At 63.0% G+C, this 24,032-nt stretch carries 21 protein-coding genes; 10 read left to right on the plus strand and 11 right to left on the minus strand.

What is annotated here, in order from left to right; genetic code table 11:
* Positions 1-51 precede the first annotated feature (51 nt).
* Both prfB and V6590_RS01165 read left to right on the plus strand, forming a co-directional pair.
* Positions 52-1,179, plus strand: a complete 1,128-nt coding sequence (prfB, locus tag V6590_RS01160; RefSeq protein WP_335418297.1) for a peptide chain release factor 2 — start codon at positions 52-54, stop codon at positions 1,177-1,179.
* 101 nt (positions 1,180-1,280) lie between these two features.
* Positions 1,281-2,054: a DUF2189 domain-containing protein gene (locus V6590_RS01165; RefSeq protein WP_335418300.1), complete on the plus strand. Its 774-nt coding sequence runs from the start codon at positions 1,281-1,283 to the stop codon at positions 2,052-2,054.
* Positions 2,055-2,108: 54 nt separating this feature from the next.
* On the opposite strand, the gene V6590_RS01170 is transcribed toward V6590_RS01165, so the two are convergent.
* The 4 genes from V6590_RS01170 to bcp form a co-directional block, all read right to left on the minus strand.
* Positions 2,109-2,585, minus strand: coding sequence for a bactofilin family protein (locus V6590_RS01170; RefSeq protein WP_335418303.1), 477 nt, complete (start codon positions 2,583-2,585; stop codon positions 2,109-2,111).
* Positions 2,575-3,915, minus strand: coding sequence for a DUF5930 domain-containing protein (locus V6590_RS01175; RefSeq protein ID WP_335418306.1), 1,341 nt, complete (start codon positions 3,913-3,915; stop codon positions 2,575-2,577). Before V6590_RS01175 ends, V6590_RS01170 begins: the two co-directional genes overlap by 11 nt.
* Positions 3,916-4,094: 179 nt before the next feature.
* A complete protein-coding gene (locus V6590_RS01180; protein WP_335419345.1) occupies positions 4,095-4,901 on the minus strand; it encodes a ferritin-like domain-containing protein in 807 nt (268 codons plus the stop codon).
* 29 nt (positions 4,902-4,930) lie between these two features.
* Complete coding sequence (gene bcp / locus V6590_RS01185) at positions 4,931-5,392, minus strand: thioredoxin-dependent thiol peroxidase (RefSeq protein ID WP_335418307.1); 462 nt, start codon at positions 5,390-5,392, stop codon at positions 4,931-4,933.
* 105 nt (positions 5,393-5,497) lie between these two features.
* Here bcp and V6590_RS01190 point away from each other — a divergent pair, with 105 nt between their 5' ends.
* The 5 genes from V6590_RS01190 to lpdA all read left to right on the plus strand — a co-directional run bounded on the left by V6590_RS01190 (position 5,498) and on the right by lpdA (position 13,321).
* Positions 5,498-8,800, plus strand: coding sequence for a YhdP family protein (locus V6590_RS01190; protein ID WP_335418310.1), 3,303 nt, complete (start codon positions 5,498-5,500; stop codon positions 8,798-8,800).
* Complete coding sequence (gene queA, locus V6590_RS01195; RefSeq protein ID WP_335418312.1) at positions 8,797-9,846, plus strand: tRNA preQ1(34) S-adenosylmethionine ribosyltransferase-isomerase QueA; 1,050 nt, start codon at positions 8,797-8,799, stop codon at positions 9,844-9,846. Before V6590_RS01190 ends, queA begins: the two co-directional genes overlap by 4 nt.
* Positions 9,847-9,934: 88 nt before the next feature.
* On the plus strand, positions 9,935-11,179 hold the full coding sequence (locus V6590_RS01200) for an MFS transporter (RefSeq protein WP_335418316.1): 1,245 nt from the start codon (positions 9,935-9,937) through the stop codon (positions 11,177-11,179).
* Between the two features lie 78 nt (positions 11,180-11,257).
* Complete coding sequence (locus V6590_RS01205) at positions 11,258-11,839, plus strand: DUF924 family protein (RefSeq protein WP_335419348.1); 582 nt, start codon at positions 11,258-11,260, stop codon at positions 11,837-11,839.
* A gap of 84 nt (positions 11,840-11,923) precedes the next feature.
* A complete protein-coding gene (lpdA, locus tag V6590_RS01210; protein ID WP_335418319.1) occupies positions 11,924-13,321 on the plus strand; it encodes a dihydrolipoyl dehydrogenase in 1,398 nt (465 codons plus the stop codon).
* A 71-nt stretch (positions 13,322-13,392) separates the two neighbouring features.
* Here the strand turns inward: lpdA and V6590_RS01215 are convergent, their stop codons facing one another.
* Positions 13,393-13,761 (minus strand): rhodanese-like domain-containing protein, encoded by a 369-nt coding sequence (locus tag V6590_RS01215; protein WP_335418321.1) that lies wholly within the window; start codon positions 13,759-13,761, stop codon positions 13,393-13,395.
* A 194-nt stretch (positions 13,762-13,955) separates the two neighbouring features.
* Between V6590_RS01215 and uvrA the strand changes: the two genes are divergently transcribed.
* Positions 13,956-16,814: an excinuclease ABC subunit UvrA gene (uvrA, locus tag V6590_RS01220; protein ID WP_335418324.1), complete on the plus strand. Its 2,859-nt coding sequence runs from the start codon at positions 13,956-13,958 to the stop codon at positions 16,812-16,814.
* Positions 16,815-16,834: 20 nt separating this feature from the next.
* On the opposite strand, the gene V6590_RS01225 is transcribed toward uvrA, so the two are convergent.
* The 6 genes from V6590_RS01225 to V6590_RS01250 all read right to left on the minus strand — a co-directional run bounded on the left by V6590_RS01225 (position 16,835) and on the right by V6590_RS01250 (position 22,547).
* On the minus strand, positions 16,835-17,044 hold the full coding sequence (locus V6590_RS01225) for a YgaP family membrane protein (RefSeq protein ID WP_335418327.1): 210 nt from the start codon (positions 17,042-17,044) through the stop codon (positions 16,835-16,837).
* Positions 17,045-17,123: 79 nt separating this feature from the next.
* Complete coding sequence (locus V6590_RS01230) at positions 17,124-17,771, minus strand: Crp/Fnr family transcriptional regulator (RefSeq protein ID WP_335418330.1); 648 nt, start codon at positions 17,769-17,771, stop codon at positions 17,124-17,126.
* Between the two features lie 43 nt (positions 17,772-17,814).
* Positions 17,815-18,687: a 3-hydroxyisobutyrate dehydrogenase gene (gene mmsB / locus V6590_RS01235; protein WP_335418333.1), complete on the minus strand. Its 873-nt coding sequence runs from the start codon at positions 18,685-18,687 to the stop codon at positions 17,815-17,817.
* A 4-nt stretch (positions 18,688-18,691) separates the two neighbouring features.
* A complete protein-coding gene (locus tag V6590_RS01240; RefSeq protein ID WP_335418336.1) occupies positions 18,692-19,729 on the minus strand; it encodes an enoyl-CoA hydratase/isomerase family protein in 1,038 nt (345 codons plus the stop codon).
* Positions 19,726-20,871 carry an acyl-CoA dehydrogenase family protein gene (locus V6590_RS01245; protein WP_335418340.1) on the minus strand — a complete coding sequence of 382 codons (1,146 nt, stop codon included), beginning with the start codon at positions 20,869-20,871 and terminating at the stop codon, positions 19,726-19,728. The genes V6590_RS01240 and V6590_RS01245 overlap by 4 nt, the downstream gene beginning before the upstream one ends.
* Positions 20,872-21,047: 176 nt before the next feature.
* Positions 21,048-22,547 (minus strand): CoA-acylating methylmalonate-semialdehyde dehydrogenase, encoded by a 1,500-nt coding sequence (locus tag V6590_RS01250; protein WP_335418343.1) that lies wholly within the window; start codon positions 22,545-22,547, stop codon positions 21,048-21,050.
* Between the two features lie 97 nt (positions 22,548-22,644).
* Between V6590_RS01250 and V6590_RS01255 the strand changes: the two genes are divergently transcribed.
* Both V6590_RS01255 and V6590_RS01260 read left to right on the plus strand, forming a co-directional pair.
* Positions 22,645-23,532 (plus strand): LysR family transcriptional regulator, encoded by an 888-nt coding sequence (locus V6590_RS01255; RefSeq protein WP_335418346.1) that lies wholly within the window; start codon positions 22,645-22,647, stop codon positions 23,530-23,532.
* 52 nt (positions 23,533-23,584) lie between these two features.
* The gene (locus V6590_RS01260) at positions 23,585-24,019 is read left to right on the plus strand and encodes a CBS domain-containing protein (RefSeq protein ID WP_335418348.1); all 435 of its coding nucleotides are present in this window, start codon (positions 23,585-23,587) and stop codon (positions 24,017-24,019) included.
* The last annotated feature ends 13 nt before the right edge of the window (positions 24,020-24,032 follow it).

Consider the following 24,032-nt stretch of genomic DNA (forward strand, 5'->3'; position numbering starts at 1 on the left):
GGGTATCACCCGCGCCAAATCTGTTTGTCCGACCGGAAAGAGACCCGAGCCATGCGCGCCGAAACCGAAAAAGATGCCGAAGCCATCCGCAAGTCGCTGGCCCTGCTGGCACAGCGCATGGATCACGAGACCGCGCCGCATCGCCTTGAGGAATTCAATGCGATGATCGAGGACCCGAACCTGTGGAACGATCCGGCCAAGGCGCAAAAGCTGATGCGGGAACGTCAGGCGCTGATGGATGCGCTTGGCACCTATCAGCTGATCGAGACCGGGTTGAAAGACAATATCGAACTGATCGAGCTGGGCGAGATGGAAGGTGATGCCGAAATCATCGCCGAGGCCGAGGCCGCCATCAAGGCCCTGGTCGAAACCGCACGCGGCAAGGAGTTGGAGGCGCTGCTGGATGGCGAGGCCGATGGCAATGACACCTTCCTTGAAGTGAATGCCGGGGCAGGCGGCACGGAAAGCTGCGATTGGGCCAGCATGCTGGCGCGGATGTACACCCGCTGGGCCGAAAAGAAGGGCTACAAGGTCGAACTGCAATCCATCTCCGAAGGGGAAGAGGCCGGGATCAAATCGGTGGCCTACAAGATCAGCGGGCCCAATGCCTATGGCTGGCTGAAATCCGAAAGCGGGGTGCATCGTCTGGTGCGCATTTCGCCCTATGACAGCGCGGCGCGGCGCCATACGTCGTTTTCGTCGGTCTGGGTCTATCCGGTTGTCGATGACAATATCGAAATCGAAGTGCTGCCGCACGAAATCCGCATCGATACCTACCGGTCGTCGGGCGCGGGCGGACAGCACGTGAACACCACCGACTCGGCGGTGCGGATCACCCACCTGGCCACCAATATCGTGGTGACCAGTTCGGAAAAATCGCAGCACCAGAACCGTGATATTGCCATGAAGGCGCTGAAATCGCGGCTGTATCAACTGGAGCTGGACAAGCGCAACGCCGCCATCAACGCTGCGCATGAAGCCAAGGGCGATGCCGGTTGGGGCAACCAGATCCGGTCTTATGTGCTGCAGCCCTATCAGATGGTGAAGGATCTGCGCACGGGGGTGGAAACCTCGGATACGCAGGGTGTGCTGGACGGTGACCTGGACAAGTTCATGGCGGCCACGCTGGCGATGGATGTGGCGGGCAAATCCCGCGCCGAAGCCAACGCCGAAGACTGATCCGCAGGGGCGTCTGGCCGTGGGTAAACCTGCGGCGCAGAAACAACTTTGCACCCGGCGCTGGCCTGCCTAACCTGTTGCAGAACGGGAGGATCAGCCACATGTCGCAGACGGAAACCGGGCCACCATATGAACCCCAGATCAACGAAGTCGGCATGGCCGATCTGCGCGCGAGCCTGCAGCTGGGCTGGCGCGATTTTCTGCGCGCGCCGCTTTACGGGATCGGCTTTTCGCTGGTCTATGTGCTGGGGGGCTGGCTGATCTTCTGGGCTGTGACTGCAAAGGGCCAGATCTGGTGGACCTTGCCCGCCAGCGCAGGTTTTCCGATCCTTGGCCCCTTCATCGCCTGCGGGTTCTACGAAATCTCGCGCCGTCTGGAAGCAGGCGAGCCGCTGGACATGGCCGGGATTGCGGGGGTGATCTTCCGCCAGAAGGACAGGCAGATCCCGTCCATGGCGGCGGTGATCGTGATCTTCTTCCTGTTCTGGAACTTTCTGGCCCACATGATCTTTGCGCTGTTCATGGGCACGCTGACGCTGACCAATGCCACATCGTCCTTCGAGATGTTTCAGACACCGCATGGGATGATGATGTTGGCCGTAGGGTCGGCGGTTGGGGCTTTGATCGCCACGCTGCTGTTTGCGCTGACCGTTGTCAGCCTGCCCATGCTGCTCGATCGCGAGGTGGATTTCGTGACGGCGATGCTGACCAGTCTTGATCTGGTCAAATCCAATCCGCTGGTCATGCTGTCCTGGGGCCTGTTGGTCGGGGTCGCGCTGTTTGCGGGCATGGCGCTGTGGTTTCTGGGGCTTCTGGTGGTGCTGCCGGTGCTGGGTCATGCCACATGGCATCTCTATCGACGCGCCCTGTCGTGAAATGAACAAGGGCGCCCCGGGGCGCCCTTTGCCATGAACCTGATCTGGCAATAATCAGTCGACCTTCGGGCCGGTGATCGCTTTCACGCCATTCAGCGGATCGTCCTGCCGTTGCACCGATCCTTCGAAATGTGCACCGCTTTCGATGGCGATGGTCTTGTGGATGATGTCGCCTTCGACCCGTGCCGTCGAGGTCAGGCGCACTTTCAGACCGCGCACTCGGCCGATCACGCGGCCATTGACCACGATGTCATCGGCCACGATTTCACCACGGATGGTGGCGGTTTCGCCAACCGTCAGCAGATGGGCGCGAATATCGCCTTCGACCGTACCTTCAACCTGAATGTCGCCGGTGGTTTTCAGGTTGCCCACCACAGTCAGGTCGGACGACAGGACTGACGCGTTCGGTTTGGCTTTCATCGGGCTGGAAAAATCCATTGAGGGCTTGGTGGCGGGCAGCTCCGGGGCCTTGGGCTTGTCGCCTTCCACCTGCTTGGGACCGGGTTCGTTGATTCTGGATTTAGAAAACATCGTTCGCTGCCTTGATGAAGGTCATCGGATTGACCGGACGGCCCCCGATATGAACCTCGTAGTGAAGGTGAGTGCCGGTGGACCGGCCTGAATTTCCCATATCACCGATCCGGTCGCCGCGCGATACCCTTTGACCTTCGTTGACGTGGATTTGCGACAAGTGCGCATAGAGTGTTTCGATGCCGAAATCATGGCGAATCTTTACCATACGGCCATAGCCATTGCCCCAGCCCGCCTCGACCACCACGCCATCGCCGGTACTGACAATCGGCGTGCCATAGGAACCGGCGAAATCAAGGCCGGAATGCATGCGCGTGCCTGCGCCCTTGGGATCGCGGCGATACCCAAAACCCGAGGTGAACCGATAGCGCCCCGAAGGGATCGGGTTGAAGAACGGGGTGCGAACGGCGGCCAGACGGTAGAGGTTCATGCGGTCCAGCCCTTGCAGGATCACATTTGCCCGCGCCTCATCGGGGCTCAAGGCCCCCCCCTTGGTGGAAACGATGGGGCTCATCGGGCCTCCCTGACCGCCATAGCCGCGCCGCACCTGATCCAGCAGGTCATCAGGCGACAGACCGGCGGCGCGGAACATCTTGTCCAGCGGTTCCATCGATACGGTCACCGCTTCTTCCAGCCGGGCAAAGATCGCATCGTTGCGCAGCTGCAGGTCTTCTTTCTGGCGCTGAATATCGGCGGCATCCTCGCGCGCACGATTGGCCATCTGAACCATCTCGTCGCGTTCGCGCGCCGTGGTGCCAAGCGCGCCGGACATGATTTCCAGCGTGGCCAGCGCATCGCGGGCGCGGCCCAGTTCGGTGCCCTTGCTGCCTTCCTGGCTGCTGAGCGCGGCGGTCGCCCGGCCCAGTTCTGCGCGGGCCTCATCGCGTTCCTTGATGGTGCGACGCAGCGTGTTCTGGATCACGTCAATGCCGGTTTCCAGCTCGCGCCGACGGTCTTCGGATGCCAGCAACCGGGCCTGCATGGCGCTGACTTCGGCCAGGGCCAGGTTGAACCGTTGCTGTGCCCGCGCGGCCTCTTCGGCGCGCAGGTCGCGGTCGGTGGAGAGGGCGGTCAGCCGTTCTTCGAACAATGCCTGCTGGCGGGCCGATTGATCACGGTCCGATCCGGCCGAGATACTGTCCATCAACAGAACCGACGTGGCCACGAAGCTCCATGCCAGCACCAGCGAGACGCCGCCCAGAACCAGCGCCTGAGTCATCGGTCGCAGGCGGATGAAGCGGGTGGCGGTATCGGATTTCAGAAACAGCCGCTGTTCGGGCAAATGCCGTTCCAGCGCTGCGTTGATCCGATAGGTAAGCCGTGTCAGCACGTAGCCTCGTCCATCTGTTCTTGTGGCGCGACGGCTGCCCCCTGAACAGGGGCGCGTCTGACCTGCGCCGTCTCATCCCCGGACGTGATTAAGGAGTGGTTTCTGCTGTCGCAACAAATTTGAAACCGCTTTGCACCGCTTGACCCGCAGGTAAAGCCAGATCGGCATGAATCTGCCGATCAATCGGCGGCAAATGGCATATCTTCGGCCAAAGGCCAGTAGAAATCCGGCGGCAACCCGGCCTCGGCACGTTTTTCCTCGTTGAACGGGGGTTTCAGCGCCCCATGGAAATAGCGGCGCACCAGATCGTGGAACACCTCTTTGGGGTCCAACCCATCGCGACCACAAAGCCAGTTGAACCATTTCGACCCATAGGCGACATGGCCAACTTCTTCGGCATAGATCACTTCCAGCGCGGCGATGGCCTGGGTCTCGCCTGCCTTGCGGAAAATCTCGATCATTCCGGGGGTCACATCAAGCCCGCGTGCTTCCAGCACCATCGGCACCACGGCCAGACGCCCGAACAGGTCATCCACCGTATCCGACGCCGCGCGCCACATGCCGGCATGGGCGGGCAAGGCCCCATAATGGCTGCCCATCGCTTCAAGACAGTCGCATATCAGATTGAAATGGCGTGATTCTTCGGCGGCGGCCTTGACCCAGTCGTCGTAGAAGCCTAGCGGCATCGGCACATGGCCGAACCGGGCAATGATATCCCAGTGCAGATCGACCGCGTTCAATTCGATATGCGCCACGGCATGGAGCAGGGCAATGCGGCCCTGCGGGCTGCCCGGACGCCGACGCGGCACGTCGCGCGGGGGCAGCAATTCGGGGCGTTCGGGGCGCGACGGATGCAGCGGTGGGCTGGCCTGCCCGACAGAGATCGGCTGACCTGCCTGACGCGCGGCAAACCATGCGGTTGCATGGGCTTGCGACAGGGCGCATTTGGCCCGGCCGTCGGCGGTGGCAAGAACCTCCACCGCCATTTCAGTCAGGGTGTTCGGGTGCGGCAGGCTCACAACGCCTCCGCCGCGGCCAGGACTTCGGCGCCATGGCCATCGACCTTCACCTTGCGCCAGACTTGGGCAATGCGACCTTCGGCATCAATCAGAAAGGTGCTGCGGTCGATGCCCATATAGGTCTTGCCATACATGCTTTTTTCGACCCAGACGCCGTAGTCTTCGCAGGTGCTGCCCTGTTCATCCGACGCCAGCGCAATGCCCAGACCATGCTTGGCCACGAATTTGTCGTGCTTCTTCACGCTGTCTTTGGAAATGCCGATGACTGTGGTGTTGGCCGCATCAAATGCCGCGGCGCGGGCGGTGAAATCCAGCGCCTCCACCGTGCAGCCGGGGGTATCGTCCTTGGGGTAGAAATACAGCACGACCTTGCGGCCTTTCAGGGCCGAAAGGCTGATGTCACCGCCGCCGTCACGGGGCAGGGTAAAATCGGGGGCGGTCTGTCCGGGATCCGGCATGGGCGGCTCCTTGCCAATGAAGTGAAGGTGCTTGGGGTTTTAGTTGCCTTCCTGCAAAGATAAAGGCAACCCCGCGTGAAAAAGGGCAGGCAGCAAGGTCCGGGTATGAGTGAGACGGCAGGCAGCAGCGCGACACGGCCCCCGCGCCCGCCCCGGCGGCGGGTCCGGCCGCGTTTCGGGCTGACGCTGATCCTCAGCCTCGTGTTTCTGGCGCTGTCTCTGGCCGTCGCAGGTCTGGTGCTGACCGGCAAGCCCTTGCGCCTGCCGGTCTGGGCGGTGGCCGAGGCCGAGGCTCGTCTGAACCGCAGCCTGCCCATGGGCCCCAACAGCCTGTCGCTCGGCGGGGTCGAGGTGATGATGGGCCGCGATCTGGTGCCCCGGCTGCGGCTGGAAAACCTGACCTTGCACCGCAAGGAAGGCACCCTGCTGCTGCGCCTGCCCGAAGCGCGGGTGACCTTTGATCCGGCAGGGCTTGTGCAAGGCAGGTTGCGCCCGGCGACGGTGGTTCTGTCGGGGGCCAGCCTGCGACTGGGACGCAATGCCGAAGGGCGGTTTGATCTCGATTTCGGAACCGGGGCCGGGCCGCGCGCCATTGGCAGCTTTCCCGAAGCGCTGGACCGGCTGGACGCGCTGTTTGACAGCCCCGATCTGGCCGCCCTGACCGAAGTGCAGGCCGAGGCGCTGTCGCTGGTGCTGGAGGACGCCCGTGCCGGACGGCGCTGGCAGGTGGGCGACGGGCGGATGGTTCTGTCGCGGGGGCCCGAAGGCCTGGTGATTGAAACCGGGTTGACGCTGTCCAATCCCGGCCAGGCCCCGGCCCGGGCTGAACTGGTGATCGCCACCCGCAGTGCCGATCACGGGGCACGTCTGCGCGCCACCGTCGATGGGGTCGCCGCCCGTGATATTGCCGGTCAGGCCCCGGCGCTTGGGTTTCTGTCGGTGCTGGAGGCGCCGATTTCCGGCGCGCTGTCTGCCGTCGTGGACAGCGAGGGCCGGATTGCCGGGATCGAAGGCGGGCTCAGCCTAGGGCAGGGCGCATTGCAACCCAGCCCGGAGACGCGCCCCATCGCTTTTGACAAGGCCGAAATCGGGCTGAGTTTCGATCCCGCCGCCGAACGTATCAGCCTGACCCGGCTGGAGGTTCAATCGGCGTCCCTGCGCCTGTCGGCCGGGGGGCAGGTCTTGGTTCCGGGCGCGCGGCAAGGGCAGCCCGAGGCCTTTCTGGCCCAGATCGCGCTGGACGGTGTGAAAGTCGATCCCGCAGGCCTGTTCGCCTCTCCGGTCAGCTTTGATCGGGGGGCCATTGATCTGCGGTTGCGGCTGGATCCGTTCCGGCTGGACCTGGGTCAATTGGTGCTGATCGACGGTGACCGGCGCATTCATGCCTCGGGCCGGGCCAGTGCGGATGCACGGGGCTGGAACCTGGCCGTCGATCTGGCGCTGAACAGCATCACCCATGACCGGTTGCTGGCGCTCTGGCCCCTGTCCGCCGTCCCGAAGACCCGGGCATGGCTGGCCGAGAATGTGCAGGAAGGTGTGTTGTCCGATGTAAAGGTGGCCCTGCGCGCCGCCCCGGGACAAGAGCCGCGCTTTTCGCTCGGCTATGACTTTGCAGATGGGGATGTGCGTTTCCTGAAAACCCTGCCGCCGATCCGGCGTGGGCATGGCTATGCCACCATCGAGGGCAATACCTATACGATGGTGCTGGATCGTGGGCAGGTGACCCCGCCAAAGGGCGGGGCCATCGCAATGGGCGGATCGGTGTTTTCGGTGCTCGACATCCAGCAAAAGCCCGCGCAGGCCGAAATCCGGCTGACCACGAAATCCAGCCTGACAGCGGCCCTGTCCCTGCTGGACGAAAAGCCGTTCGGCTTTCTGACAAAGGCCGGGCGGTCGGTCGATCTGGGTGAGGGGCAGGCAGAGGTGACGGCGCTGCTGCGGCTGCCGCTGATCGATCATGTCCGGGTGGATGATGTGACCTATCAGGTGCAGGGGCGGCTTTCGGCGGTGCAGTCGGATGTGCTGGTGCCGGGCAAACGGCTGAGCGCGGAACAGCTTCGCCTTGGTGCAGACCGGCAGGGGCTGGAGATTGCGGGCAAGGGCCGGATTGGCAAGCTGCCCTTCGACATGGTGTATCGCCTGCCTTTCGGTGCGGCGGCGGGCGGGGCATCGCGGGTCGAAGGGCAGGTAGAGCTTTCGCCGCAGACCCTTGCCGAATTCGGTATCGGCCTGCCGGATGGCCTGTTGGGTGGCAAGGGGCGGGGGCGTTTTGTTCTTGATCTGCCCAAAGGCAAGCCGGGCCGGATCACGATGGACAGCGATCTGAAGGGGGTGACGCTGGCCGTGCCGGAGCTGGGATGGCGCAAGGCCGGGGGATCGGCGGGGCGCTTGTCGCTTGCGGCGCAACTGGGCAAGCCGCCTGTGGTGGAAAGGTTTGAACTGGACGCACCGGGGTTGAAGGCCGAAGGACGGATCACGATCAAACCCGATGGCAGTTTGGATCAGGCAACCTTTTCCCGTGTCGAGGCGGGCGATTGGCTACGCGCGGCGGTCACGCTGTCTGGGCGGGGCAAGGGGCAGCCCCCTGCAGTCAAGGTCAGCGGTGGCCGGGTCGATCTGCGCCGCCTGCCCGAAACGGGCGGGACCGCCAAAGGCAAGGGGCGCACGCCGGTTGATCTGGCGCTGGACCGGGTTCAGGTGACCGAGAAGATTGCCCTGACCAATGTGAAGGGCAGCTTTGTGGTGCGGGGCGGGTTTGATGGCACTTTCACCGCCGCGATCAACGGCAGCAGCCCATTGCGTGGCACATTGGTGCCCACGGATGCCGGCACCGCCATCCGGCTTGTGTCTGAAGATGCGGGCGGGGTTCTGGCGGCGGCGGGCATTTTCAGCAAGGCACGGGGCGGCAACCTTGACCTGCAGTTGCAGCCGCTTGGGCCGCGCGGCCAATATCGCGGTCTGGCCAAGGCGCAGGATTTCCGCGTGCGGGATGCGCCGGTTCTGGCCGCCTTGCTGAATGCCATTTCGGTGGTCGGGCTTTTGGAACAATTCAACGGTGAAGGCCTGTTGTTCAGCGATGCCGACGCCGAGTTCCGCTTGACGCCCGGCGGGATCGAGGTCACCAGAGGCGCGGCCATCGGGGCCTCCATGGGGGTGTCGATGGCGGGAACCTATGACAGCAAGGCAGAACGGCTTTCCATGCAGGGTGTGATCTCTCCGATCTATCTGCTGAACGGGATCGGTGCGATCCTGACCCGGCCCGGAGAAGGGCTGTTCGGGTTCAACTATCGCATTGACGGCACCGCCGACCGGGCAAGGGTGTCGGTCAATCCGCTGTCGATCCTGACACCGGGCATGTTTCGCGAGATCTTTCGCCGCCCGGCACCGAAGCTTGAGGGGCAGGGATGAAGCTTTCCGATTTCGATTTCGATCTGCCCGAGACGTTGATTGCCACAAGGCCGGCCAAGCCACGATCATCGGCGCGGCTGCTGGTGGCCGAAGGCGATGCGCTGCGGGACCGGATCGTGCGCGATCTGGTCGATGAATTTCGCCCCGGCGACCGGCTTGTGCTGAACAATACGCGTGTCATTCCAGCCCGGCTGTCGGGCCAACGCTTTCGGAACTCGGCCCAGGGGCGCGTGGTGGCGAAGGTCGAGATCACCCTGCTGGAACCCCGCCCCGATGGCACATGGCGGGCGCTGGCCAAACCGCTGCGCAAGGTTGAACAGGGGGAAGAGATTGTCTTTTCACCGCGCTTGACGGCAACCGTGGCGCAAAAGACCGACACCGATCTTGATCTGCGGTTCAACCTGATGGGCGAGGATTTCGATGCCGCTTTGGCCGAGGCAGGCGACATGCCGCTGCCGCCCTATATCGCCGCCAAACGCGCGCCCGATGCGCAGGATCGCGACGATTACCAGACGGTCTTTGCCCGTCATGCCGGGGCAGTAGCCGCACCCACGGCCAGCCTGCATTTCGATGCGCCCCTGCTGGAGGCCCTGCGCGCACGCGGGGTCGAATTTACCGAGGTGACACTGCATGTAGGCGCGGGCACCTTTCTGCCGGTAAAGGTCGAAGATGTGGCCACCCATCGCATGCATGCCGAATGGGGCGAGGTGACCGAAGCTGCCGCGGCTGCCGTGAACGCCACCCGCGCGGCAGGGGGCCGGGTGATCCCGGTTGGCACCACGGCGCTGCGGCTGATCGAATCGGCGGCGCGGGACGGGCAGTTGCAGCCCTGGCGTGGGCCGACCGACATCTTCATCTACCCTGGCTTCCGGTTTCAGGTCACCGATGCGCTGATGACCAATTTCCATCTGCCGAAATCCACCCTGCTGATGCTGGTATCGGCCCTGATGGGGCGGGACCGGATGCTCAGGGTCTATGACCACGCGATCCGGCAGGGCTATCGCTTCTTTTCTTATGGCGATGCTTCGTTGCTGATCCCCGGCTGACGCGGGCACCGGTTCCGCTGTCGGAAATTAGCCCCCTGTTACAAGAACCCCTGTTACACTCACGCGGCGCTGTTGCCCGAGGTCTCCCATGCTGAAAGTCCTTTCCACCTCCTGGCCCCTGCTTCTGGGGGTGATGCTGCTGATGGTCGGCAATGGCATGCAGGGGTCCCTTCTGGGGATTCGCGGCACCTATGAAGGGTTCAAGACCTTCGAATTGTCGATCGTCATGTCATCCTATTTCGCGGGTTTTCTGGTAGGCTCGCTGACCGTGCCGCGGATGATCCGCCGCGTGGGGCATGTGCGGGTGTTCTCGGCGCTGGCTTCGATGATCTCGGCGGTGCTGGTCATCTACCCGGTGGCGCCGAACTGGATGGTCTGGGCCGCGCTGCGGGTGTTGATCGGGTTTTCCTTCTGCGGCGTCTATATCACGGCCGAAAGCTGGCTGAACAACACCGCCACCAATGAAACGCGCGGTCAGGCGCTGTCGGCCTATATGATCGTGCAGATGATCGGGATCATTTCCAGCCAGATGCTGATCAACGTGGCAAGCCCCTCCAGCTTCACCCTGTTCGTGATCCCGTCGGTGCTGGTCAGCCTTGCCTTCATGCCGCTGCTGCTGGCCGATACCCCGGCGCCGACCTTTGAATCCATCAAACGGCTGAGCTTTCCGCGCCTTTGGGCCATTTCGCCATTGGGCTGCGTGGGCATGTTGCTGACCGGTGGCATCTTTGCCGCGATGTTCGGCATGTCGGCGGTCTGGGGATCGAAATCGGGGCTGAGCGTGCCGCAGATCACGCTCTTTGTCGGTGCCATGTATGTGGGGGGGCTGGTGCTGCAATATCCCGTGGGCTGGCTGTCGGACCGGCGCGACCGGCGCGGGCTGATCCTGTGGCTGTCGGCAGTGGCGGGGGCGGTGATGGTCTTTGCCTGGCTGATGCCGCTGCCCTTCTGGGCGCTGCTGGGGGTGGCCATGGTTCTGGGCGGGGTGACCAATCCGCTGTATTCGCTGCTGATCGCCTATACCAATGATTTCCTTGGCAAGGAGGAAATGGCTGCCGCTTCGTCGGGCCTGCTGTTCCTGAACGGGCTGGGGGCGATCTTCGGGCCCCTCGCCACCGGCTGGGTGATGGAAACCCTGGGCCCGAACGGGTTCTTCCTGTTCATCGCCGCCAATTTCCTTGGACTTGCCGCCTATGCCGCCTGGCGCATGACCCGCCGTGCAGCGCCCGGGGTCACCGGCACCTTTGCCACGGTATCGCCCACAGCTTCGGCACTGGCGGTGGGGATGGTGATGGAGGAAGCCGATACCGGACCGGCGCAGCCGCGCGGCTGATCTGGCCCGGCTTGCGGCCTGCGACATTCCCTGTCACGCTGCGTGCCGGGCACTTGGCCCGTGGTGAACGAGGTGAAGATGTCCGATCCGGTGATGGTGCTTGATTATTGGCTGGGCGAGGTGGGGACTGAGGGATGGTACGCGGGCGGCGCTGAACTGGACGACCAGATCCGCGCGCTTTGGGCCGATCTGTGGCAGGCGGCGCGCGATGGCGGGCTGGATCACTGGGCCGAAGGCACGGTGGGCACGCTGGCCCTGTTGATCCTCTGCGATCAGTTTCCGCGCAACATGTGGCGCGGCAGCGCCGATGCCTTTGCCACCGATGCCATCGCCCGTGCAGCCGCGCGCAAGGCCGTCGCCGAAGGCTGGGATCTCGGGGCGCCAGAGCCGGAGCGGCAGTTCTTTTATCTGCCCTTCGAACATAGCGAAGATCCGGACGACCAGGCGCTGGCGGTGGCATTGTTCACCACGCGCATGCCCGAGGCCGCAGAGACGATCCTGCATGCCCGCGCCCATCAGGCGATCATTGCCCGATTTGGCCGTTTCCCCTTCCGCAACGCGGCTCTGGGCCGGGAAACGACACCAGAGGAGCAGGAGTTTCTGCAGAATGGTGGCTATGGTTCAGTGGTAAACGATCTTCGCGCCGCAGCTATGCGTTGAATGCATGGGCTCATGCCGTCAACAGCATTGCTTGGTGTTTTGTGATAGTTTAATGGCAAACTACTTTTCCAGAGGAGGGGAAACATGGCTGCCAAGAACTTTGATGTGATCGTGATCGGTGCGGGTCCCGGGGGCTATGTGGCCGCCATTCGGGCTGCGCAATTGGGCAAGACCGTTGCCATTGTGGAACGCGAACATCTGGGCGGCATCTGCCTCAACTGGGGCTGTATCCCCACCAAGGCCCTGCTGCGCAGCGCCGAAGTGTTCCATCTGATGCACCGCGCCAAGGAATTCGGGCTCAGCGCCACCGGCATCAGCTATGATCTGGATGCGGTCGTGGCGCGTTCACGCGGGGTTGCCAAGCAACTCTCGGGCGGCATTGGCCATCTGATGAAGAAGAACAAGGTCACGGTGTTCATGGGCGCGGCGACCCTGCCTTCCAAGGGCAAGGTTTCGGTCAAGACCGACAAGGGCGTGGAAGAGCTGACGGCACCGGCGATCATTCTGGCGACCGGCGCGCGGGCGCGCGAGTTGCCGGGGCTGGAGGCGGACGGCGATCTGGTCTGGACCTACAAGCACGCGCTGCAACCCAAGCGGATGCCGAAGAAGCTGCTGGTCATCGGCTCGGGCGCGATCGGGATCGAATTTGCCAGCTTCTTCAATACGCTGGGCGCCGATGTTACAGTATGCGAAGTGATGGACCGCGTGCTGCCGGTCGAAGATGCCGAGATCAGCGCTTTCGCGAAGAAATCCTTCGTGAAGCAGGGGATGAAGATCCTGGAAAAGACCACGGTCAAGAAGCTGGATCGCAAGCCGGGTGTGGGCGTGACCGCGCATCTGGAATCCAACGGCAAGACCGAGACGGCCGAGTTTGACACGGTGATTTCGGCGGTCGGCATTGTCGGCAATGTCGAGGGCCTTGGGCTGGAGGCGCTTGGCGTCAAGATCGACCGCACCCATGTGGTGACGGATGAATATTGCCGCACGGGCGTGGATGGGCTTTACGCGATTGGCGATATCGCGGGCGCACCGTGGCTGGCGCATAAGGCGAGCCATGAGGGCGTGATGGTGGCCGAGCTGATCGCGGGCCTGCATCCGCATGCGATCAAACCGAACTCGATTGCCGGTTGCACCTATTGCCACCCGCAGGTTGCCAGCGTCGGCCTGACCGAGGCGAAGGCGAAAGAGGCGGGCTATGCGGTGAAAGTGGGCCGTTTCCCCTTCATCGGCAATGGCAAGGCGATTGCCCTGGGCGAGGCCGAGGGCATGATCAAGACCGTGTTTGATGCGAAAACCGGCGAATTGCTGGGGGCGCATATGGTGGGCGCGGAAGTGACCGAGCTGATTCAGGGCTATGTGGTGGGCCGTAGCCTTGAGACCACCGAGGAAGACCTGATGAACACCGTCTTCCCGCATCCGACGCTGAGCGAGATGATGCACGAGGCGGTGCTGGATGCCTATGGCCGCGCGCTGCATATCTGAGCGTCAGGATTAATCGAACACCAAGATCGGGGGGCGAAAGCCCCCCTTTTTCAGATGCGCGTTCTACGGTGTCAGGCCGGTTCAACCTGACCGCCGCCTGCCACCCAATGCACAAGCCCGCCAAGATTGTAGACAGTCTGAAAGCCAAGCTGCAGCGCGGCCTCGGCGGCCATGCCGGACCGGCCACCGCTGGCGCAATAGAGGCAAATAGGCGTATCGGGGGTCAGTCCCGCAGGGAGTTCGCGCGCCCGCGGGTCCATCTTCTGCGAGAAAACAGACAGTGGCACATGGATCGCCCCGCGCGCCTTGCCCGAGCTGCGCAGTTCCGACAGATCGCGCACATCAATCACCGCAAGTTCGCCTTTGGCAGCACGGGCGACAGCCTCGGTCGGTGTGATTGATTGGGCCCTTGGGCCGGCAGATTTGCGAAAGTTGAACATGGCGGCTCCATGGCTGAGATTTTGCATTCATATAGTTGAATGTGATGAATTTGCAAGCCCGAGGAGAGCCAGCGCATCCCATTCCTGCAGATAAGTGCCAAAATCGGCGCGTGTTCATTTATTGTTCACGTTTTGCCGTTGGAGACTCGGCCGGAATGCCCTAAATCTGGCGCGACAGTGGGGTCGAGGGGATCATGGCGGAACAGAAGTTCATCGAAGTGCGGGGCGCGCGCGAACACAATCTGAAGGGCGTCGATCTGGATATCCCGCGCGATCAGTTCGTGGTGATCACAGGTCTGTCGGGTTCCGGCAAATCCAGCCTGGCCTTTGATACGATCTATGCCGAAGGTCAGCGTCGCTATGTGGAAAGCCTGAGCGCCTATGCCCGGCAATTCCTCGACATGGCGGGCAAGCCCGATGTGGATCATATCAGCGGCCTGTCACCGGCCATTTCCATCGAGCAAAAAACCACCAGCAAGAACCCGCGTTCAACTGTTGGTACCGTGACCGAGATTTACGATTATCTTCGCCTGCTGTTCGCGCGGGTGGGCACGCCTTATAGCCCGGCCACCGGCCTGCCCATTACCGCGATGCAGGTGCAGGATATGGTGGATGCCGTGCTGGCGATGGAGGAAGGCACCCGGGCCTATCTGTTGGCCCCCATCGTGCGCGATCGGAAGGGCGAGTATCGCAAGGAATTTCTGGAACTGCGCAAGCAGGGGTTCCAGCGCGTCAAGGTGGACGGCCAGTTCTACGATCTGGACGAGCCGCCCACGCTGGACAAGAAATTCCGCCACGATATCGACGTGGTGGTAGATCGGATCGTGGTGCGGGGCGACATTGCCACCCGTCTGGCCGACAGTTTCCGCACCGCGTTGGATCTGGCGAATGGCATCGCATTGATTGAAACCGCGCCGGCCGAGGGCGAACCCGTCCGCACCACATTTTCGGAAAACTTCGCCTGTCCGGTATCGGGGTTCACCATCCCTGAAATCGAACCGCGGCTGTTCTCCTTCAACGCGCCGATGGGGGCCTGCCCGGTCTGTGACGGTCTGGGGTCTGAACTGTTTTTCGACGAACGCCTTGTCGTGCCGGATCAGAACCTGACCCTGGCGCAAGGGGCCATCGCGCCATGGTCGAAATCCAAAAGCCCCTATTTCCTGCAGACGATCGAGGCGATGGCGACGCATTACGGCTTTGATCGCAAGAAGAAATGGAAAGACCTGCCCGAAAAGGTGCGGCAGGTGTTTCTGCGCGGGTCGGGCGGCGAGGAAATCGCCTTCCGCTATGACGAAGGCGGTCGCATCTATCAGGTGACACGGGTGTTTGAAGGCGTGATCCCGAATATGGAGCGCCGCTACCGCGAAACCGACAGTGCATGGTCGCGCGAAGAGATGGAGCGGTATCAGAACAATCGCCCCTGTGGCACCTGTCATGGCTATCGCCTGCGGCCCGAGGCTTTGGCGGTGAAGATCGCCGGTCTGCATGTCGGCCAGGTGGTGCAGATGTCGATCCGCGAGGCGCATGACTGGATCGCCACCGTGCCCGCCAGTCTGTCAAACCAGAAGAACGAAATCGCACGCGCCATTCTGAAGGAAATCCGCGAACGTCTTGGTTTTCTTGTGAATGTCGGGTTGGACTATCTGACGCTTTCGCGCAATGCGGGCACGCTTTCGGGCGGCGAAAGCCAGCGGATCCGGCTGGCCAGCCAGATCGGATCGGGGCTGACCGGCGTGCTCTATGTGCTGGATGAACCCAGCATCGGCCTGCATCAGCGCGACAATGATCGGTTGTTGGGCACGCTGAAGGGGTTGCGCGATCAGGGCAATACCGTGCTGGTGGTCGAACATGATGAAGATGCGATCCGCGAGGCGGATTATGTCTTTGACATCGGGCCGGGGGCCGGGGTGCATGGCGGGCAGGTGGTGGCGCGCGGCACACCGGCCGAGATTGCCGCGGATCCCGCAAGCCTGACCGGGCAGTATCTGTCGGGCGCGCGCGAGATTGCGGTGCCCAAGACCCGCCGCAAGGGCAGTGGCAAGGTGCTGTCGGTGGTTGGGGCCACGGGCAACAATCTGAAGAACGTGACGGCTGATTTTCCACTGGGCAAGTTTGTCTGCGTGACCGGTGTGTCAGGCGGTGGAAAATCGACGCTGACCATCGAAACCCTGTTCAAGACGGCGGCCATGCGGCTGAACGGCGCCCATGAAACGCCTGCGCCCTGCGAAACGATCAAGGGCTTTGAACATCTGGACAAGGTGATCGATATCGACCAGCGCCCGATCGGGCGCACACCGCGGTCCAACCCCGCCACCTATACCGGGGCTTTCGGTCCGATCCGCGACTGGTTCGCGGGCCTGCCTGAATCAAAGGCGCGTGGCTATCAGCCGGGGCGGTTCAGCTTCAACGTGAAGGGGGGGCGCTGCGAGGCTTGCCAGGGCGATGGGGTCATCAAGATCGAGATGCACTTCCTGCCCGATGTCTATGTGACCTGCGAAACCTGCAAGGGGCAGCGCTACAATCGCGAAACGCTTGAAATCAAATTCAAGAACAAAAGCATAGCTGACGTTCTTGATATGACGTGTGAAGATGCGCGCGAATTTTTCGGGGCCGTGCCTGCCATTCGCGACAAGATGGAGGCGCTGTGCCAGGTTGGCCTTGGCTATATCAAGGTTGGCCAGCAGGCGACAACTCTGTCCGGGGGCGAAGCGCAGCGGGTGAAGCTGTCAAAGGAACTGTCGCGCCGGGCAACCGGGCGCACGCTGTACATCCTAGATGAACCCACGACGGGCCTGCATTTTGAAGACGTGCGCAAGCTGTTGGAAGTGCTGCATGAACTGGTGGAACAAGGCAATACTGTCGTGGTGATCGAACATAATCTGGATGTGATCAAGACAGCCGACTGGATCATCGATATCGGCCCCGAAGGCGGCGATGGCGGTGGTCGGATCGTGGCCACCGGCACGCCCGAAGCTGTGGCAAAGGTCGCCGAAAGCCACACGGGCCGCTATCTGGCGCCCATGCTGAAGCCCCGCAAGGTGGCGGCGGAGTGATCCGCCGCCGCCAAGCCCGCTCAGGCCTTTTTCATCGGGCAGGTGTTCAGCCCGAGAATGGAATAAAGCGGGCAGGTGGACATCAGCCCGGTTGCCAGTGGCACGCTTCCGATCAGCTTGGCGTAATGCCAGAAACCTTCGCCCTGACCCAGAAAGAACCACAACAGCAGCGCCGCCCCGACAACGATGCGCAGGATGCGGTCAATACCGCCAACATTGGTTGCAAACATGGCGAACCCCCTTCATTGCAGATGCCCCGTCATGCGGGGATGGCACGATCATGGGAGAAAGTTGTGCGCCTGTCTGTGATCAGGTCACATCCGCAAGACGTTTCAGCCCGGCCGGATCAATCAGCCGCACCCGGCCGCGTTCTGCGCGGATCAGCCCACGCTGCGCCAGCAGGTCCAGCTTGCGCGACACCACCTCGCGCGCCGATCCGATCTGGCTGGCGATCTCGGCCTGCGTCGCCTGAACATCATTGTCCTGCGCCATCGACAGGAGGGCACGCGCCAGCCGGGATTCGACACGGTGGAAGGCAACGCTTTCCAGAAGGTGGGTCATTTCGGCCATCCTGGCCCCGAAAGCGCGGAAGACAAAGGCGCGAAAGCCCGGGGCTTCGTCCATCAGGCGCAGGAACTGCCCGCGCGGGATCATCACCGCCCGGCAATCGGTGGCGGTGAGCGCCTCGCCGGCATAAGCGTCATCGCCCATCAGGCCCAAGGTGGTCTGGATGCAGCTTTGCCCCGGCTCCACCGCATAGAGCAGGATTTCACGGCCCGAGGGCCCGGTCAGAAAAACCTCGACCCGGCCCTTCAGGATCACCAGAAAGCCCTGCGCGCGGTCACCTGCATGAAACAGCGCCTGCCCGGCCGGCAGGTCCAACTGCGGCAGGCGTTCCAGCCCCTGCCGTTGGGCAGGGGTCAATCCGGGCAAGGGACAGGCGTCGATCCAGTTCATTGTGCAAGGTTAAGCCTTGCGCCTGCCGCCGCCAAGCCCTTGTTCAGCCGCGGCTTCGGGCCGAGAAACGCGGCAGCATGGCCGAGAAATCCATGCCGCGTCCGCCTTCCTCGGTGACGAACCTGCGGTACAGATCAGCGGCCAACTGGCCCATCGGCGTATCGGCATCGGCGGCGGTGGCGGCCTGCTGGCTCAGATCCAGATCCTTCAGCATCAGTTCGGCAGCAAACCCTGGCTTGTAGCCATTATCGGCCGGGGATTTCGGTCCGACGCCGGGCGCGGGGCAATAGGCGTTCATCGTCCAGCTATAGCCCGACGAGGTGGACACGACGTCAAACATCTTTTGCCGATCCAGACCCAGCTTGTCGGCCAGCGCGAAAGCCTCGCAGGTGGCGATCATGGTCACGCCCAGGATCATGTTGTTGCAGATCTTGGCAGCCTGACCGGCGCCTGCCTCACCGCAATGCACGGCTTTCTGGCCCATGATGGCAAACAGCGGTTCCACCTTGGCGAAGCTGTCGGCAGGACCACCGGCCATGAAGGTCAGCGTTCCTGCGGTGGCGCCACCCACCCCGCCGGAAACCGGCGCATCGAGCGCCCCCAAACCTGCCGCAATTGCCTGCGTCGCAACGGCGCGGGCGCTTTCGACATCGACGGTGGAGCAATCGCAAAGCACGGAACCGGGATCCATGACGGGGATCACCTGGGCTGCGACGGTGCGCAGGATCGCGCCATTGGGCAGCATAGTGATCACCACTTCGGCGCCTTGCGCGGCCTCTGCCGCCGAGGCGGCGCGGCTCACGCCTTCGGGCATTGGCGCTGTCAGGTCGAAACCTGTGACCTGATGGCCGGCGCGGGCCAGATTGGCGGCCATGGGGCCGCCCATATTGCCAAGGCCGATGAAGGCGATGTTCATGGGGTTACTCCTCGAAGGTCAGGGTTTCAGGGCCAAGCGGCGCGAGAAGGGCGGCCAGTTCGGCATCGGTCACATCTTCGGCCCGCGCATGGCGCCAGCGCGGCTTGCGATCCTTGTCGATGATCATGGCGCGGATGCCTTCCAGAAAATCGGTGTCGGTCTGGGCGCGATGGGTTACGCGGTATTCCAGTTCCAGCGCGGATTTCAGGGCAGGATCGGGGCCAAGCGCCTGTTGCATCGCCAAGGCGGTCGCCACTGCCAAAGGCGCACCACGATCCAGAGCGGCCAAGGTGTCGCGGGCGAAATCGCTGTCCGCGGCGGAGAGCGAGGCCCGGATCAAGGGCAGGGTGGCTTGGCAAAAATGCCGATCCACCTGTGGCTGCAGCCCGGGTAGGCGAGCGGCAGGGGCCGGGCGCGCGGCCTGTGCGACGGCGCCCACATCGCCCGTGGCGCAAAGGGTGGCGATCAGGTCGGGCCAAGCAGCCATGGGCACAAAACTGTCGGCAAAGCCTGCAAAGATCGCGTCGCCTGGCCCCATGCGGGTGCCGGTCATGGCCAGATAGGCCCCCATCCGGCCCGGTGCCGCTGCCAGCAGGGCCGATCCGCCGACATCCGGCACAAGTCCGATGGCACATTCCGGCATGGCGACCTGCGCGCTTTCGCCCACGATGCGATGGCTGGCATGGCAGGCCACGCCCACACCACCCCCCATGCAAAAGCCCTGAATCAGCGTGACTATGGGCTTGGCATAGCCGCCGATCCGGGCATTCATCCGGTATTCATCGCGCCAGAACTGCTGACCATAAGCCACATTTCCGCGCGTGCCTTCGGCATAAAGCTCGGCAATATCGCCGCCCGCGCAAAAAGCGCGATCGCCTTCGGCATCAATCACCACCAGTTCCACGGCAGGATCGTCGGCCCATGCCCGCAGGGCGGAATCCAGGGCCTTGCACATCGCATAGCTGAGCGCATTGAGCGCCTGTGGCCGCGTGAAGGTTACCCGCCCGGCGCGGCCTTCCACCCGGATCGAAAGATCGGTCATGGCTTTCCTCCGATCAGGCCGCGCGCCACGATCAGGCGCATGATCTCGTTTGTGCCTTCCAGAATCTGGTGCACCCGCAGATCGCGCACGATCTTCTCGATGCCGTAATCCGCCAGATAGCCATAGCCGCCATGCAATTGCAGGCAGTCATTGGCCACATCAAAGGCGGCGTCGGTCACCACCACCTTGGCCATGGCGCAGAATTTGGTGGCATCCGCCGCGCCCTGATCCAGCTTCCACGCCGCCTGCCGCAGGAAGGTGCGGGCCGATTGCAGCTTGATTTCCATATCCGCCAGCCGGAATTGCAGCGCCTGAAACTGATCCAGCCGCTGGCCGAAGGCGCGACGCTCGGCCATATAGGCCAGCGTCCGGTCCAGCGCTGCCTGCGCGCCGCCAAGGGCCGATGCCGCGATGTTCAGCCGCCCGCCATCCAGACCCGCCATGGCATAGGCAAAGCCCTTGCCCTCATCGCCGATCAGGTTGTCCGCCGGGATCAGGCAGTCATCCATCTGCACCTGCCGCGTGGGCTGTGCCCGCCAGCCCATCTTGTCCTCCAGCCCGCCGAAGGACAGGCCCGGGGCGCCATTTTCGACCATGAAGGCCGAAATGCCCTTTGGCCCGTCACCGCCGCTGCGCGCCATCACCAGATAGCAATCGGAATAGCCGCCACCCGAGATGAAGGCCTTTGTCCCGGTCAGTCGCCAGCCCTGATCGTCGCGCAGCGCACGGGTTTTCAGCGCCGCCGCATCCGACCCCGATCCGGGTTCGGTCAGGCAGTAAGACCAGAATGTCCGCAACGCGCAGAGATCGGGCAGGATGCGGGCCTTGATCTCGGCGCTGCCGAACTTGTCGATCATGCCGCCGCACATGTTGTGGATCGACAACAGCGATCCGACCGAAGGGCAGGCCATGGCCAGGGCTTCGAACACAAGCGTGGCATCCAGCCGGCTGAGGCCCGACCCGCCATATTCATCCGAGACATAGACGCCGCCCAGACCCAGGTCTGCCGCCTTGTCCCACAGGCTGCGCGGGATGGAGCCTTCGCGTTCCCAATCCCGGGCATGGGGCGCGATATGGTCCTGACCGAATCCATGGGCCATATCGAAGATCGCCTGTTGCTCTTCGGACAATGCGAAATCCATCCCGAGCCTCCCCTGCTGGAATTGAACGGTTGTTTAGTTCTGGAATGTTGCGGAAATTTTGCAAGCGCCGCAAGGGCGGTTGGCCAAGTCTGGGGGCAGCCCCGGGCGGCCCGATGCCGCATCTGTGGCATATCGGGTGGCAAAGGGGGCGCAGGGCCCCCCTTGCACGTGTCAGATCAATCCAGCGCCTTGAAGTTCAGCGCGGCACCTTCCTTGATGCCCGAGAACCAGCGTGCAGTTACGGTCTTGGTCTTGGTGTAGAAACGGAAGGCATCGGGGCCATACTGGTTCAGATCGCCGAAAGCCGATTTCTTCCAGCCGCCGAAGCTGTAGTAGGACAGCGGCACCGGGATCGGGAAGTTGATGCCCACCATGCCCACATTCACGCGGCTAGCGAAATCACGCGCGGTGTCGCCATCGGCGGTGAAGATGGCCGTGCCATTGCCGTATTCATTGTCGATCACAAGGTTCAGCGCATCTTCATAGGTCTTGGCGCGAACGGTCGAAAGCACCGGGCCAAAGATCTCCTGCTTGTAGATGTCCATGTCGCGCGTCACGTTGTCAAACAGCGTGGGGCCGACAAAGAAGCCGTTGTCATAGCCCTGGATTTTCAGGCCGCGGCCATCGACCACGATCTTTGCGCCCTGATCCACACCCGAGTTGATGAGGCCGAGGATGCGTTCCTGCGCCTGTTTGGTGATGACCGGCCCGAAATCCACATCATTGCCAGCGGTATAGGGGCCGACTTTCAGCTTTTCGATGCGGGGCACCAGTTTTTCGATCAGACGGTCGGCAGTTTCATCACCCACCGGCACCGCGACCGAAATCGCCATGCAGCGTTCGCCCGCCGCGCCAAAGCCCGCGCCGACCAGTGCATCGGCCGCCTTGTCCAGATCGGCATCGGGCATGATGAGCATGTGGTTCTTGGCCCCGCCAAAGCACTGCGCCCGTTTGCCATTGGTGGCCGCACGGCCATAGATGTATTGCGCGATCGGGGTGGACCCCACAAAGCCAACGGCCTGAATGGTCGGGTTGTCAAGGATGCCGTCCACGACCTCCTTGTCGCCATTCACCACTTGCAGCACGCCATCGGGCACGCCCGCCTCTTTCGCCAGCTCGGCCAGACGCAACGAGGTGGACGGCACGCGTTCAGACGGCTTCAGGATCACCGCATTGCCGCAGGACAGGGCAGGCCCCATTTTCCACAGCGGGATCATGGCGGGGAAGTTGAACGGCGTGATGGCCGCCACCACGCCAAGCGCCTGCCGCATGGCGTAAAGGTCGATGCCGGGGCCAGCGCTGTCAGTGTATTCGCCCTTCAGCAAGGCGGGTGCGCCCATGCAGACCTCGATCACCTCCAGCCCGCGCTGCACATCGCCCTTGGCATCGGGAATGGTCTTGCCATGTTCGCGGGCCACCAGTTCGGCCAGTTCATCCATGTGCTGATTGATGAGATCGCCGAATTTCATCATGACCCGGGCGCGGCGCTGCGGGTTGGTGGCGGCCCAGGCGGGCTGGGCCTTTTCCGCCTCGGCGATGGCATGGGCCAGTTCGGCCCCGGTGGCCAGCGCCACACGGGCCTGAATTTCGCCCGTGGCGGGATTGTAGACATCGGCAAAGCGGCCGGACGTGCCTGCCACCATCTTGCCATTGATCCAGTGACCGATCTCTTGCATGGGATGCTCCTCCATCTTTTGCGGTCAGATTAGCCTTGCAAATTCGCCTGACAAAGCGGCAAGTTTCCAAAAGGGTTTTGCGTTTTTGGGGGTATGGGTGGACTGGGACGATTTGCGCCTGTTTCTGGCCGTCGCGCGGGCAGAAAGCCTGTCGGGCGCGGGCAAGGCCTTGCGGCTTGACCCCGCAACGCTGGGCCGCAGGATCGCCCGGCTGGAGGAAGGTCTGGGCGCGCGGCTCTTTCTGAAATCGCCACAAGGCTATGCGTTGACCGAAGAGGGCGCGCGATTGCTGACCCATGCCGAACGGGCCGAACAGGCGGTGGCAGGTGCGGCAGAGGAATTGACCGGGGCGCAGGGCCTGACCGGGCAAATCCGCATCGGGGCCCCGGATGGTTGCGCCAATTATCTGCTGCCGCAGGTTCTGGCCACGATCTGCGATGCCAACCCGGGGCTGGAAGTGCAGATCGTGGCCTTGCCGCGGGTGTTCAACCTGTCAAAGCGCGAGGCCGATATGGCGATTGCGGTCAGCCGTCCGGCCACTGGACGGCTGACGGTGCAGAAGCTGGCGGATTACCGGCTCAGCCTTGCCGCTGCGCGGTCCTATCTGGATCGGGCACCGGTGCTGACGTCGCTACCCGATCTGGGGGCGCATCGGATGGTGGGCTATATCCCCGACATGATCTTTGACAAGGAGCTGGATTACCTCAGCTCTCTGGGCATTGACCGGGTGCCACTGGCGTCGAATTCCGTGTCGGTACAGCTGAACTGGTTGCGCCATGGCGCGGGCGTCGGGGTGGTTCATGATTTCGCCTTGCCCGCCGCCCCCGAGTTGGTGCGGATCATCCCCGATCAGGTCAGCCTGACCCGAAGCTTCTGGTTGATCCGCCATGCCGATGACGGACGTGCCGCGCGATTGAACCGGTTTGCCGATCTGCTGGCCCAGGGTGTGCGGAAAGAAGTGTTGCGCCTGGAAGCAATGGCTTGACATAAAATTGCGCAGGCGCAAGGCTTTGGCAAAGTGAAGGCAGGAGGAAGCCATGCTGGTATCGCAGATTCTGAAATCGAAACCCGGCGAGGGCGTGTTCACCGTCAAACCCGGCACAACAGTCGCCCAGGTGGCGGCGGTGCTGTCGGAACGGCGATTCGGCGCGGTGATCGTCTCTGCTGACGGGAAGATCGCGCTTGGCATCGTCTCCGAGCGCGACATTGTCCGCGAATTGGGCAAACGCGGCTCGGTCTGCCTGTCGGAACCGGTCGATAACATCATGACCACCAAGCTTGTGACAGCGACGCGCGAGGAAAGCACGGATTCGGTGCTGCAAAAGATGACCGATGGCCGGTTCCGCCACATGCCAGTGGTGGAAGGTCAGGAAATGGTTGGCATCATTTCCATCGGGGATGTGGTGAAGGCCCGACTGATGGAACTGGCCGCAGAGAAGGATGCGCTGGAAGGCATGATCAAGGGCTTCTGATCCGATGCTGCGA

Origin of the sequence: Gemmobacter denitrificans, from assembly GCF_036964905.1 — a bacterium.
Lineage (GTDB): Bacteria > Pseudomonadota > Alphaproteobacteria > Rhodobacterales > Rhodobacteraceae > Gemmobacter > Gemmobacter denitrificans.